The organism is Bacillus sp. EB V-12 (assembly GCF_056158125.1).
In genome coordinates this window covers 1075847-1090801 of the sequence record NZ_JBUXJL010000001.1, presented here as the reverse complement: position 1 = coordinate 1090801, position 14955 = coordinate 1075847, and the positions used below count along the sequence as shown (strand labels likewise).

Sequence of the window (14955 nt, the reverse complement as noted above, 5' to 3'; positions counted from 1 at the left end):
TTTATTTTTTCTTTATTTGCAAATGATCACACGGAGAACATTGAAAAGGAATTTTCCCTAAGCAATTAAGATTCGTTTCGCAAATTTGTTCAATCGTTGGAACAAATGGAATGACAACTATGTTACTTTCTACTATTTGTGTAACAGGTGGCAATACTGTGCCTACTTGATGTTCAAAACGAATACTCGCTTGATTTATATAATTTCCTGAACCATTTGGCGCGCTCTGTACTGCTACTTGGAACGAAACTGTCCTTGCTTCACCAGGATTTAAACTTCCGATAAGAAACCCTACTGCCGGGCTTACATTCGGCACTGGCGTATTATCAACCGTTACACTTCCAGGAACAAATCGAACACTACTATCTAACATATCTTGAAAACGAATATTTTGCATTACAGTATCACCCGTATTTGTGATGACTGTCGTAAACGTAATGACATCTCCAATTGTTGCTACCTGTAAATCTGCCGTTTTTACGACTGTCGTTGAGACATTTTGAGGAATAAACGGGATAACAACTGTATTACTATCACCTTCAACTACTACTGGCGGCTCATTCGGATTTACAGTTGCAAGCCCATTCGCTGTAGCAGTATTTGTAACTAAATTATTTACTTGCCCTCCTATTATTACAACTTGGAAATTAATAATTGCTGCATCATTTGGCTGAAAATCACCTAACGGAATACCAGTATTCGGATTAGCAAATGGAAGAGGTACATCATTTACCGTTACCGTACCATTTATAAATAGCGTATTCGGATCAATGATATCTGTTAACACAATATTGGTCACAGGAACTGTACTATCATTTATAACAGCGATTCCGTAAGTGACAACATCCCCTATCATTGCTACTTCAAAGTTTGCTCCTTTTGCAACAAATAAGATTGCAGTATTTACCGTCACTATAACTGTATTGCTTGTATCCATCACTGTAACTGGCGGCTCCCCTGGTACTAAAATATATTCTGCTAACGCCCCAGCAACGTTCACTACTGTACCACCATCCGGAAAACTTGTAATCGTAGCTTCATATGTTACAAGTGCCGTCTCACCAACTGGTATATCAGGTATCGTAAATCCAATCTGCGGATTTACCCCCGGTTGCGGAACCCCATTTATCGTTACACTATTTGGAACGAAATCAGCTTCCTGAGATAGCACATCGATAAATTGAACATTCATTGCATCAGCAGTACCAGTATTTAATATACGAACAGTATACGTTACCGTTTCTCCTACACCAACAACTGAATGGTCTACTTCTTTTAGCATATCTAAGCTGCCTCTATTTACCGGCGTAACCGTCGTATTACTTGAATTTGTAATTGTAGACGGAGGTTCTCCTGGAATCAATTCGAAATCACCCGTTACTCTTGCTGTATTCATAATGCTACTAGAAGGCGGAACTGCGATTACATTTACTTCAAATGTAATTAATACACTATCCCCTACTGCAAGATTAGGCAATGCAAAGCCTACAAATGGATCTAAACCTACTTGCGGAATCCCATTTATTTGTACACTTCCAGGAACGAATTCTAAACTAGGTGATGGAACATCGATAAACTGAACATTCGTTGCTGTTACCGTTCCCGTATTTGTAACTTGCACACTATACGTTAACGTATCTCCTAATCGTGTCGCTTCTTTATTTACAGATTTTATAACGCTGAATCGTCCTCTATTCACTCTAGTTATCGTCGTATTACTCGGCTCTGTTACTACAACTGGTGGTTCTCCTGGCACTAAAGTAAAGCTTCCTGTTATATTTGCAACGTTCGTAATTGTTCCTGATGACGGGATGTTTGTAACTGTCGCTTGAAACGTCACTATAACTGTTTCACCAACTGGGATATCTCCAACTCCAAATCCAGTAATCGGATTTAAGTTTGGTTGCGGGGCTCCATTTATCGTTACACTATTTGGTACAAATGACGCTCCTGCTGAAATGGTATCAACAAACTGAACAGCATTAGCTGTTACTGTTCCTGTATTTGTTATTTGAACCGTATACGTTAATATATCTCCAACGAGAGTAGCAACCCTATTTACTTGTTTAATAACATTAAATTGCCCTCTATTTACAGTTGTAAGTGTTGTATTGCTCGGCTCTGTTACTATAACTGGTGGTTCTCCTGGTACTAATACAAAACTTCCAGTTACATTTGCCGTATTGGCAATTGTTCCGTTTGATGGCGCACTAACAACGGTTACTTGGAAGATGACTTCTACACTTTCACCTGGATTTATATCTGGAAGCGGGAATCCGTTATTCGGATTGAATCCAGGTTGTAACACACCATCTATCGTTACACTGTTCGGCACGAATGCTATAGAGGAAGGTAATACATCACTATATTGAACATTCGTTGCTGGCACTGTTCCTGTATTTTGAACTACTGTTGTATATGTGATTGTATCGCCTACTGCAACAACCGGCTGACTCACTGATTTTAAAACATTCAAACCAGGCTCATTGATTTCTGTTAATGTCGTATTACTTGTCGTTGTTTCCGTAATAGGCGGTTCTGTTTCACTTACAGCAAATGTAGCTGTAACGTCTACAAAATTAACAATCGTTCCACCTTCTGGTATGCTTGTAACCACTTCCTGATATGTGACAAGTACAAAATCATCGACAGGTATATCTGGAACTGTAAAACCAATGAAAGGATCTAATCCTGGTGCTGGTACCCCGTTTATGCTCACACTTCCTGGTACAAATGCTACACCCGCGGAAGTAGTATCGATAAATTGAACATTCGTCGCTGGCACTGTTCCGAAATTAAAAATCAATACATCATACGTTAATATTTCTCCTACCGTCGCTACTTCTTTATCTACTAGTTTCAATGGAAAAATAAACGCTATATTAATTGTCGTAACGACTAAATTTGTTAATATCGTTTCCGTAATCGGTGGTTCCTGCGGATTTGGTTGTGAAGTAAATGTAACATCTGCATCATTTAATATGACTTCATTATCTGGAATTTCTGTAATCGTCACTTGGAATGTGACCTCAATACTTCCACCAGCGATTAATAATGGCGTAACTGTAAATCCTATTTCTGGATTTAAACCAAGTTGCTGCACTCCACCTATCGTTACACTATTGTCAACAAACGTCGTTCCTTCTGGTATGACATCTTGGAAGAACACATCTGTAACAGGGATAATTCCTACGTTTGAAATGAGCACAGTATACGTTAATACATCCCCAACGGCCCCAGTTGCAACATCAACTGTTTTTGTTGCAGTTACTTCACCAGGAGGAGGTAACGGTATTGTAACTACCGTTGTATTACTTGAATTCGTTGTTGTTACAGGTGGCTGTAAAGGATTTAATAAGAAAGTGGCTGTAGCAGATGCTGTATTTAATACTGCTCCACGTGTAGACGGTGCAACTACCGTAACTTGGAACGTTACTGTCAATGATGTTCCAGCTGCAATATTAGGAAGCGGGAAACCAACATTTGGGTCAAATCCAGGTTGTGGCGTTCCATTTATCGTTACACTATTTGCTACAAAAGTTGTTTCTAAAGCAATTGGATCAAGGAAAGAGACATTCGTTGCTGTTACTGTACCGTTATTTCGAATAACAACAGAATACGTGTAAGTTTCTCCAAGTGCTGCTTGTTGTACAGATGAAGATTTTTGTATATTTAACTGTGCTGTGTTTACTTGCGTCACTACAAAATTACTATTTGTAACAGTCGTTATTGGAGGGTTTGCTGGATTTATAAGAAAACTTGCAGTAACGTTCGATTGGTTTCTTATATTTCCACCGCTCGGAACACTCGTCACTGTAACTTGAAACGTAATCGTAGCCGTTTGCCCGACCGGAATATTTGGTACCGGGAAACCTAGCATAGGATCCGCGCCTTGCTGTACGACTCCATTTATCATCACACTATTTGCTACAAAGGCAGTACCAGACGGAATTGGATCTTGAAAAACAATATTCGTTGCAGGAACAGTTCCTGTATTTTGAATAAGAATCGTATACGTTAACGTATCTCCTACACCGACTTGTAGTGTATTTACACTCTTCATTACATTAAGTGATCCTACATTCACTCGCGTCACAACAATATTACTAATCGTTACAATTGTAATTGGTGGCTGGAGAGGACTTACTTGGAAATCAGCAGTGACATTCGCATTATTCGGAAGAACTCTATTTGGTGGTACACTCGTGATTGTCACTTGAAAAGTGACCGTCACCATTCCTCCTACTGGAATATTAGCAAGTGGAAATCCAGTTGTCGGGTTTAAACCTGGTTGAGGTGTCCCGTTTATTGTTACACTATTCGCTACAAAAGTGGTTCCAACTGGAATCGGATCAAGGAATGATACATTTGTCGCTGTCACCGTTCCACTATTTTGTATACGAACTGTATACGTTAACGTATCTCCTACACCGGATTCAGTAGTACTTACACTTTTCATTACATTTAACCCTGAAGAATTCACGATCGTCATAACAGTATTACTTGGTACTGTTACAGTAATCGGCGGCTCTGTTGGATTTACAAGGAAATCTCCAGTTACATTCGCATTATTTACAACATTATTTCCTTGGGGAATTTCATCAATTAATACTTCAAATGTAACAATAACACTGGCGCCAGTAGGCAAATTATTTAATGGGAATCCAAGTTCTGGATCTGCCCCTTCTTGTAAAACACCATTCACAACTACACTATTTTCAATAAATAATGTCCCTTGGGGAATTGAATCTTGGAAAAATACATTCGTAGCTGGTACACTACCTGCATTTATGACTTCTATTGTATATACTAAAATATCCCCTACTGTTGCAACATCCGTATTGACTGCTTTCACAACTTCAAAGTTTCCTGATTGTACTGTCGTATTCACAACATTACTCGGTACATTGATTGTTACTGGTGGTTCATTCGGATTCACTTGAAAGCTTGCTGTTACATTTGCTTGATTTAAAATATCTTCATTTTCTGGATTCTGTACAATTACTACGTCAAATGTGACTACAACCGTTTGAGCCGCAGGAATATTCGGAAGAGAGAATCCTGTATTCGGATTTAGTCCACTTTGCTGTACTCCATTAATTGTTACAGAATTTGCAACAAATGAAACAGCGGAAGAAATAGCGTCTTGGAAAAATACATTTGTTAACGGAACGTTTCCTGTATTTTGAACGGCAATTGTGTATGTTAAAGTGTCTCCTACTGCCGCTTGCGTTGTATTCACTTCTTTTATTACATTTAAACCGCCTGTATTAACTTGTGTCACAACTGTATTCGTTTGTCTATTAATCGTTATTGGTGGCTGATTTGGAATAACGACGAAATTAGCAGTTACATTTCCGCGATTCGCAATTGTGCCTCCTGATGGCGTTGATGTCACTCGTACTTGAAAAGTCACTGTCCTACTTCCGCCGGGAGATATATTTGCTACTGTAAACCCAGTCGCTGGATTTACCCCAGGTTGTGAAACCCCATCCACAGTCACACTATTTGCTATAAATGTCGTTCCAATTGGTATTGGATCTTGAAAAATAACGTTCGTTGCAAGTACATTTCCTGTATTTTGAATTGTTACCGTGTACGTAAGAACATCGTTAACCGTTGCAAAAGCTTTATCCACTGTTTTTCTCGTTGTTATATCAGCTATATTAATTGTCGTAACTACAGTATTACTTGTCGCTTGCCCTGAAACTGGTTGTTGACCAGGCACTGGAGTAAAGGTAAATGTTGCACTTGCACGGTTTGGAATTGGATTGACAAGAGGGTTCGATGTTACTCGAACTTGAAAGCGCACTACAGTCGTTTGCGAAGCATTAATACTTCCTAGATTAATACTACTTGCTGGATTCGCTCCTGGACGCGCTACTCCATTTACCGTAACGCTATTTGCGACAAATGTTGTTCCAGCAGGGATACTATCAACAAAAATAACATTGCTCGCAGTGACATTTCCATTATTTGTGACATTAACTGTGTACGTTAATACATCATTAAGCGTTGCCGTCTGTAAATCTACAGATTTCTGCATACTTATCGTTGCTTGATTCACTGTCGTTTGTACTGTGTTTGAAGAAGACGTACTTGTAATAGGAGGACTACCAACGAAAGGACGAAATTGATATGACACCATTGCACGATTTAAAATAGGATTGGGATTCGGGAATGATATTATTCGAACTTGAAATGTAACAATTCTTTGCGTGTTATTTGGGATTGTACCTAAATTAATTCCATTAGAAGGGTTTGCATTCGGCTGTGTTACTCCCCCTACCGTAACACTACCTGCAACAAACGTCGTTCCGTTCGGAATACTATCACGTAATACAACGTTTTCTGCACTTCCTGTTCCTGTATTTGGGACCGTAATCGTATAAGTGAGGGTATCCCCTACCCCTGCGACTGTTCTATTAACTGATTTAACAGGATTAATAATTGGACCTGTTGCATCAATTTGAACACCAAAACCAGCTGCTGCGTATCCATCTCCATTTGTAACAAATCGAACCGTTGCTGATGTTTGACTGTTTACTAAAGATGAGGAGGCATCTACATTCGTAATATCCCACCCTTGTCTTCGGACGGCCAAAGCTACCCCTAACGGCTGATTCAAATCTCCAAACGTGCCGCTCGTATCTAAATTTCCACTATCATTACAAATTTGTGACTGAAAGAAATTATTCGCAGGATTTCTCGGTCCGAATAATGCAACTGTAGCATTTGCATTCGGCCCAAAGCGAAGTTGATCTCCAACAATGTTAGAATCACCTTCTTGAGCAGTTACGAGCACTCTTCCTGTAACAGCTCCTGTTGCCGGCGTAGCAAAACCTGAAATTGTAGCATCAACTGGCGGGGATGAAGCATCGATAATTTCTTGACCTGCATATACTGACAAATTTCGAAGTGGTAAACTTGCATTTTGATACACAACCTCAAGCGTCCATCCAGCTGAACGACTGATTGTTGGGTCGGCTGAAGTTCTTGCAGCTGGCACAGCACCCGTTGTATATGTGCCTGCTCCACCTGCACTAACAAGATTTGTTACATTGGCAGAGCGAGCATAATAAAACTGATTTCCTACTGAACCTTGCTGCGCGGTAGCAGGATCTGGCGTAACAGAAAACGTCCCTGCTGGCGTTGTAAATGTAATGTTATCATTTAAAAATGGTAACACATCTTCCGTATCAGTCCGGAAAGTACCAGCCCAAACTAATTCTGCATATAATACACTGCTTCCCGCTGGAAGATTTAAAATTGCACTTGAAGAATTCAATTGCCATTCATCTGTTGTCCCTGCTGGGAACCCTGGTACTTGCAATGCTGTATTTACTGTCGTAAACACAGCAAGTGTACCAAAAATATTACCTGGTGCAGGTGATGTAGGGCTAAGTCCCAGCGTATTCCCAGTAAACGTGACGGCACCAGGTACTGTTGTCGTAAACCTATTTATAAAAGGCACACAATCATCTCATTTCAATTATAGTAAAAAGTGCTCTATACTATAAAATGTAGACAAACTATACAATGTACGTTGTCCAACAAAATTCCGCACATATGAGAGGGGTTTATAAAACTATGCGCTACGTTATCATAACAGGAACTTCACAAGGTTTAGGTGAGGCAATCGCTACGCAATTATTAGAAAAAAATACAACTGTCATCTCTATTTCTAGAAGAGAAAATAAAGAGCTTACAAAACTTGCAGAGCAATATAACAGCAATTGCATTTTTCATTCCCTAGATCTTCAAGATGTACATAACTTAGAAACTAACTTTAAAGAGATCATTTCATCTATTAAAAAAGACAATGTATCCTCTATTCATTTAATTAATAATGCGGGTACAGTTGCACCTATGAAACCAATTGAAAAAGCAGAAAGCGAACAATTCATTACGAACGTTCACATTAATTTACTTGCACCTATGATTCTTACATCTACGTTTATGAAACATACGAAAGACTGGAAAGCAGATAAACGCGTTATTAACATTTCATCTGGCGCAGGAAAAAATCCTTACTTTGGCTGGGGCGCTTATTGTACAACGAAAGCTGGTGTAAATATGTTTACACAGTGCGTAGCAACTGAAGAAGTGGAAAAAGAATATCCAGTAAAAATCGTCGCTTTTGCACCTGGCGTTGTTGATACAAATATGCAATCACAAATTCGCGAAACAAATAAAGAAGATTTCATAAATTTGGACCGCTTCATTGCATTAAAAGAAGAAGGAAAACTATTATCACCTGAATATGTTGCGAAAGCTATTCGTAACTTACTAGAAACTAAGGACTTCCCTCAAGGCGAGGTTATTAGAATCGATGAATAACAAAAAGGCGTGCTAAAATAGCACGCCTTTTTGTTCTACTTCTCTAAAAATATAAGCACAGACTCCGCAATTTGCTCATAACCAATTTCTTGATAAATTTTATTCGATGTCGGATTCGCTAAATCAGTATATAACGTAGTCGTCTTGTACCCTTCATCTAACATACGTTGACTAAGTGCCGCTACACACTTAGATGCGTATCCCTTTTTCCTTGCTTCTTTCGGCGTATATACAAAATTAACTGTTATATTATTTTTAGTTGGTCTCGTTTTTGCAGCTACAGAAACGAGTTTCCCATCCACTTCCAAACCAAACAGTCGATTTGTAGTTATTAATGTATATGCAGTTTGTTTTGCTTCTTCTTTCGTAGTAGGAAGCTTTACATCTTCACAAAATTGATATATCCACTGTTCTATTAATGGTAATTCATCATTATTTACCGCTCGAAAAAGTCCATTCGCATTACACTTCTTCTTTACTCTGTTCAACTCATACACACCTTGCTCCATTGCAACATTCATTTTCTTATTTTCTAATACCGCAATCTCTTCCGCTAATTTCTGTACAATTTTCTTATTACCGATCAATCCAGGAATATCCGGATATACTTTCGTTAACTCTTTTGCAAGTTCCTCAATAGCTACTCCCGAAATTTCAGAAGTTGCAACAATGATTTGTTTCTTCTCTTCTGTTTGCAGAAATACAACCGCAATGTCTTCTCCTTGTTTCGCTATCCCCATAAATATCGGTTCTTGAACCATTTGTAATACACCTAATATGAGATTGTTTTCCTGCTCATTCTTTTCTAGAAATGGTGTAACATCTTCTTTAAAATGAAAAATCTCTTCATATACATGTAATTGAATCATCGACAATCTCTTCTCTCTATTTATATTTTAATTAAGTATTGGCGATTAATTCATTAAATCCCTCTTTTACGATTCAATAATATTCAAAGCTAATGTATTCAAGGCCTTTTCAGCTTGTAAAATCCTCTGTTTTTCCTTTTCAAATACATCTTCTTCTTTTCGAAAGGACTCTTTTCGATTTTTAATCATACGCTTCATTTCTTTTTTACTCGGTCCACCGTATACATTTCTTTTTTGAATAAAAGCTTCTGGCGATATAATTTCTTTCCACTCTTTTTCTAATAAATTTATTTTAAAATGTTCTTGCAAATACATATTTACATCTTTGAAGTGTAATTCATGTAGTTCTTTTTTCTGCTCCAATGACATATTTGCAATAGCACTTGCTGCATGATGAGCATGCCGAAATGGAATTTCATAATTTTTCGTTAAAACATCAGCGAAATCCGTTATCGTTATTGCATGTTTATAGGAACGACTTTTTAACGTTTCTTCTTCTACTTTCATCGTTAGGATCACTGCATTCATCATACAAAAAACACGAATCGCCTTTTCAATCCCTTTATATAAATATGGCTGCAAGTCATCTTCCGTATCGACAATATCACCAAATGGTGTATTATGAATCATTTGAAATACTGTAAATGCTTCTCCTAAAGCACTACTCGTAATTGCACGAGCGTGTTCAATTGAAACCGGATTTCGTTTTTGCGGCATAATACTACTGATTTGTACATATGGCTTTGCAACAGTAATACCGTCATATTCTTTCGTTGCTAACAACAAAAAGTCATGAATCCATCTACTCGTATTCGTCATCATTACCATAAGTAGCGAGCTAACTTCTAATAAATAATCCGCTCCAGCAACAGCATCATATGAGTTCTCAATTACATTTGTAAATCCAAGTAGATGAGCAACTCGTTCTCGTTTAATCGGGAAACTTGTTGTAGAGAGTGCAGCTGCCCCCATTGGAGACTGATTTAAAAGCTGGTACGTTTTTTTCATTCGTTCTAAATCTCTTTGCATCGTATCATAAATTGCTAACGTATAATGACCAAATGTTGTTGGCTGTGCCGGTTGTGTATGTGTATAAGCTGGCATGATCGTTTCCTTATGATCATCAGCAAGTTGCAGTACACTTTCTTGCAATAGCAAATAACGTTCCATTAATCGTAATATATACCGCCTTAAACTCATGCGATACATCGTTACACCCATATCATTTCTACTTCTACCAATATGCATATTACTTACAAAATCGCATTTCGCTTCTTGAGAAATTAAATGTTCGACTAAAAAAAAGAGATCTTCATGCTGCTCTGTATAGAGCAATTGCTCTTCTGGAATTCCCTCTACCTTTTTTAATGCGTGTAATATAACTTTAGCTTCTTCCTTTTTCATTAAATTTTCTTCCGTCAGCATCGTAATATGTGCTTTATGCACTTGAAACATATCTTTCAATAAGTAATTTCTTTGAAAATGAAATACATGTTGTAATACACAATCCACATATGTTTTCCCAGGGAAATCAGCGCCTTCACTCTTTATAAACTCTTCTTTACTTTGTTTCATCACCTTTTCCCCCCTCACCTAAGTATTACTACCCATCATACCCAGAGATAGAAAAAAAGTGCTTGTACATAAAAATAAACTCGGTGCTCTCTGCACCGAGTTTATTTAATAAAAGTCGCATCATACTTATCACTTTGCAACACTTGGAAATGTAAGTTTGCTAAATGTTTCCGTATTTCTGCACTATCGTCTTCATTTAAATTATTCGCCAAAAACACAATCTCCGTACAGTTTCCACGTTTATCCATAGCGTAAACTGCTTTTGTAACCGTCCATGGTGTGTAACCATTCTTTTGCCCCGCATGTCTGAATGTTTTACGGTATTTCTTGGCACTCATGTCTGTTTCAACGATATTTGCCCACACTTTTTCTTCAGCCTCTGTCAAGCCACCTTTATGGTTTGCCTTTTGAAGTAATACCATATAATCATTTGCAGAAGCTGCTGGTAATCTATCTGACCAAATTTTGTCGTAACGTTCCTCTAAATAAAGCGGAATTTCCTTCTGTAATAATGGTCCCTTCTTCTTTAAGCGTTCATGAATAATCATCGCATATTCACGATATTGCTCTTGAGACATTTCTTTTAACTTTTTCTCTATTTTATATTTTGGAACATGTAATTCTTTATGCAAATATCCCGGGATATACAAAGATGAAACGATTGGAAATAGTGGTTGATGTGCAGGAAGTGATAAACTTTGTAAATTTCGATTGATGTTATCTAATCCTAACAATTCCATTAAGTATTCAGCATTTGCATTCGAACTAAACTTAACCATTCCTTTTGCCACTTCTTCTAAAGAAACCGCTCCTTCAGTTATCTTGCCCGTCTTCTCCAAATACTTTTGCCATCTATCTTGTGCACCACCATCTGTATTCGGCACATAATAGCGATTCACATCATTAATCGACACGAAACTAGAAGAATCAATTTTCCCTTCAGTAACTTGTTTCGTATATTCAAGCGCCACAATTAATTTCATCGTACTAGCAACTGGCAATACAACATTTGGGTTTACAGAATAAACAACTTTATCATTTCTCTTTACTAGAAGCGCACTATTTTTTTCATCTTTATGTTCTTCAATAAAAGATGCAATATACTGTGCATCATCATTATTTGAACTCCACACTTTTTTCACTAAAAAGTTACCCGATATTAGCAAAACAAAAATACCCACAATTACTGCGCATACTATAGTTTTTTTCAAGTAAAATTCCTCTCCTATTGTGTAACTCTTCTCTATTTATCATTTAAAAACAAAATAATGGAGATGGTCATTTAAATAACCATCTCCATTATTTTAACTTGTATGCTCCTATTATGTCTACGTCATAAATTTCACAAAATCCTCAAGAAACTTTTTATAATGTAACGACCAACCAATTCGCACCCAATTTTTTAATGCTTTTGCATCAGGTTGAGGCCGAAAATCAGCAATACTCTCTCCTTTTGCAATTCCAACTGTATCTACATCGACACGACGATATACATAATCTAAAATGGATGGATTTGCCGCAACCATCATTGTAACGACGTCATGTACTGGACTACCTGTTATTTTCGGGTTTAACTTTTTATATGCTTTATAATAATACGTAAATATCGGCTCGATTAACTTATTAAAACTCGTTTTAGAGTGTTTCGTAATATATTTTACCATTTCCGGTGTAATAATTGCTTCAGATGTAACGTTAAGTGGCACTAATGTCACATTTTTGGCATTTTGCATAACTAATTGTGACGCAATGGGATCACCATGAAAATTCGCCTCTGCGACTGGTGTTACATTGCCAGGCATTAAGAAAGCACCGCCCATTATATAATATTCTTTCACATACTTCATCATCGGCTTTTCTAAAATAAATGCTGTCGCTAATGTTGTTGATCTACCAGCATCGACTATTATTAATTCTCCTTTATATTTTTCAAGAAGATCAAAAAATGTACAAAAAGGCTTTATATTTGGTGAAAAAGTTTTTGGAGGTTTAATTGGCCCTAAACCGTCTGTCCCATGAATTTCTGGATAATACGTCGTAATATCTCCGGATAAAGGAATTTTCGCACCATTAATAACAGGTATATCTTCCCGTCCTGCCATTTGCAATAAATATGCGGCATTACTTGTCGCCTTTTCTTGTGTTACATTTCCATATCCCGTTACTACACCAACAATATCAATATCAGGATGCAACAATCCATACATAATTGCTAAAGAGTCATCAATTCCTGGGTCTCCTAAAAATAACACTTTTTTCATCGACCTCAACTCCATCCCCTCAGTTGTTATTAATTTATGAATAACCGTGGATATACAGAATAAAAAAAGAACAAATTCATATGAAAAAACGCAGTCTTCTAAGGACTACGTTTTTTCAGCTAACCTATACTGTTTTTTTTACAGCACTCATACTTCCAATAACATAAGCGATAAACGCAAAACAAATTGGGAAGACAACTGTATGTATACCGAACGGATTTGGATAGAAAAGATGAATACACATATATGAGCCTACCCCAACTAAAATAGACGCAAGCGCTCCTGTAGCATTTCCTTTCCTCCAATATAACCCTAATACGATTGGCCAAATGAATGCTGCTTCTAATCCACCGAAAGAAAATAAATTTAGCCATATTAAAAAATCTGGGGGTTTAATCGCCGCTGCATAAACGAGTAGTCCTACAATACCAGTAATCCATAAACTTCCTTTTTTTATCGTACTGTCTGCTGCATCTTTATTTATGTAATTTACGTATATATCTTTAATAATTGACGAGCTTACAAGTAATAATAAAGAGTTTACTGTAGACATAATCGCTGCCATCGGTGCAGCTAAGAAAACTCCAGCTAACCAAGGAGGTAACACTTCCATCGCAAGTAGCGGCATTACTTTATCTGGTACCGTTATACCTGGAAGTACTACTCTTGCAAATACACCAGTTAAATGCATACCGATCATAATTGTGCCAACGACAACGGTTCCAATTATTAAAGCTTGATGCATCGCTTTTGAATTTTTATAAGACATGGCACGCACGCTAATTTGCGGTAAGCCGACAACGCCAATTCCAATTAAAATCCAAAATGATGTAACATATGATTTCGTTAAACTGCCATCTGCTCCGAATGGTGTAATTAACTTTGGATTAATTTGAACAAGTTCCTGCATAATCTTTTCAATTCCACCACCAGCAATGACAGTAGCAATTAAAATGATTGTCGTTCCAACTAACATAATGATTCCTAATAATGTATCTGATAGAGCAACTGCACGAAATCCACCAATTAATACGTACACAAGTACAGAAAAAGTAAATAAAAATAGTGCTGTTGTATACGATAGACCCGTTAGTGACTCGATTAATCGTCCCCCGCCGACCCACTGGGCTACTGTCGCTGAAAATAAAAAGATAATAATACATAACGCAGAAAGTATAACAACTGCTTTATTATTGTATCTCCCTTTTAAATAATCGATAAGAGTAATTGCTTCCATCTTCCTAGCGATAATTGCAAACTTTTTACCGATAACCGTTAAAACGATATAGCCTGTTACAACTTGAATCGCAGATAACAGTACCCATCCAAGCCCCATATTGTAAGCAATACCAGGGCCACCAATAAAGCTACTTGCACTACCGTACGTAGCAATCATTGTCATCGCTAATAATAAACCGCCTAGCTCACGCCCACCAAGAAAATATTCTTGTAAAAATTTATTATGAGCAGTTGCTTGCACACGTTTTGAAGCATATACACCAATTAAAAATACAACGATAAACGAAATTATCATTGGAATGATTACATACCAATTCATCTATTATTCCTCACTTTTTTCTTCCTCATCGAGTGAAATATCTTGAAATACAAAACGAACAACTAAACTAAGTAAAATAACCATAACGATAAATCCAACGATACAGCTATAAAAAAACCATGCGGGAAAACCTAATACATATGTATATTCATTCGGATTTTTACTACCAAGCCCATAAGCAAATCCGTACCATATTATAAAATTAATAATAGCAAGTCCAAGACCAATTAACGCTTCTCTATGGGCTATTCGAAAGCGTGGATCATCATGATAATCTTTCATTTTTCCCCCTCCTCTCACGATGTATTATTGTACCATTGTTCTTCTAGTTTTTCCTACTAGAAAGCAAAAA

The 14955-nt window shown here is 37.3% G+C and carries 8 protein-coding genes; 1 reads left to right on the top strand and 7 read right to left on the bottom strand.

Annotated features, from left to right (window positions below; translation table 11 throughout):
* Position 1: 1 nt before the first annotated feature.
* Positions 2-7474 (bottom strand): DUF7507 domain-containing protein, encoded by a 7473-nt coding sequence (locus ACZDYH_RS05670; RefSeq protein WP_174766956.1) that lies wholly within the window; start codon positions 7472-7474, stop codon positions 2-4.
* Between the two features lie 116 nt (positions 7475-7590).
* Here ACZDYH_RS05670 and ACZDYH_RS05665 point away from each other — a divergent pair, with 116 nt between their 5' ends.
* A complete protein-coding gene (locus tag ACZDYH_RS05665) occupies positions 7591-8340 on the top strand; it encodes a (S)-benzoin forming benzil reductase (RefSeq protein ID WP_102956668.1) in 750 nt (249 codons plus the stop codon).
* A 35-nt stretch (positions 8341-8375) separates the two neighbouring features.
* On the opposite strand, the gene ACZDYH_RS05660 is transcribed toward ACZDYH_RS05665, so the two are convergent.
* From ACZDYH_RS05660 to ACZDYH_RS05635, 6 genes are all read right to left on the bottom strand, one after another.
* Positions 8376-9209 carry a GNAT family N-acetyltransferase gene (locus ACZDYH_RS05660; RefSeq protein WP_000615373.1) on the bottom strand — a complete coding sequence of 278 codons (834 nt, stop codon included), beginning with the start codon at positions 9207-9209 and terminating at the stop codon, positions 8376-8378.
* Between the two features lie 66 nt (positions 9210-9275).
* Positions 9276-10784, bottom strand: coding sequence for an argininosuccinate lyase (gene argH / locus ACZDYH_RS05655; RefSeq protein ID WP_434712517.1), 1509 nt, complete (start codon positions 10782-10784; stop codon positions 9276-9278).
* Positions 10785-10885: 101 nt separating this feature from the next.
* Positions 10886-11995 carry a serine hydrolase gene (locus tag ACZDYH_RS05650; protein WP_000751366.1) on the bottom strand — a complete coding sequence of 370 codons (1110 nt, stop codon included), beginning with the start codon at positions 11993-11995 and terminating at the stop codon, positions 10886-10888.
* A gap of 117 nt (positions 11996-12112) precedes the next feature.
* Entirely contained in the window at positions 12113-13045 is a 933-nt protein-coding gene (locus tag ACZDYH_RS05645) for a nucleoside hydrolase (protein WP_000756457.1), read from the bottom strand.
* 124 nt (positions 13046-13169) lie between these two features.
* Entirely contained in the window at positions 13170-14603 is a 1434-nt protein-coding gene (gene panF / locus ACZDYH_RS05640; protein WP_001104812.1) for a sodium/pantothenate symporter, read from the bottom strand.
* Positions 14604-14606: 3 nt separating this feature from the next.
* A complete protein-coding gene (locus ACZDYH_RS05635; protein WP_000656239.1) occupies positions 14607-14885 on the bottom strand; it encodes a YhdT family protein in 279 nt (92 codons plus the stop codon).
* Between the last annotated feature and the right edge of the window lie 70 nt (positions 14886-14955).

What these genes read in the sequence shown, in the direction of transcription:
- ACZDYH_RS05665 (WP_102956668.1), top strand. Translation starts at nt 7,591, where the DNA reads ATGCGCTACGTTATCATAACAGGAACTTCACAAGGTTTAGGTGAGGCA.
- ACZDYH_RS05660 (WP_000615373.1), bottom strand. Translation starts at nt 9,209, where the DNA reads ATGATTCAATTACATGTATATGAAGAGATTTTTCATTTTAAAGAAGAT.
- argH (WP_434712517.1), bottom strand. Translation starts at nt 10,784, where the DNA reads ATGAAACAAAGTAAAGAAGAGTTTATAAAGAGTGAAGGCGCTGATTTC.
- ACZDYH_RS05645 (WP_000756457.1), bottom strand. Translation starts at nt 13,045, where the DNA reads ATGAAAAAAGTGTTATTTTTAGGAGACCCAGGAATTGATGACTCTTTA.
- panF (WP_001104812.1), bottom strand. Translation starts at nt 14,603, where the DNA reads ATGAATTGGTATGTAATCATTCCAATGATAATTTCGTTTATCGTTGTA.
- ACZDYH_RS05635 (WP_000656239.1), bottom strand. Translation starts at nt 14,885, where the DNA reads ATGAAAGATTATCATGATGATCCACGCTTTCGAATAGCCCATAGAGAA.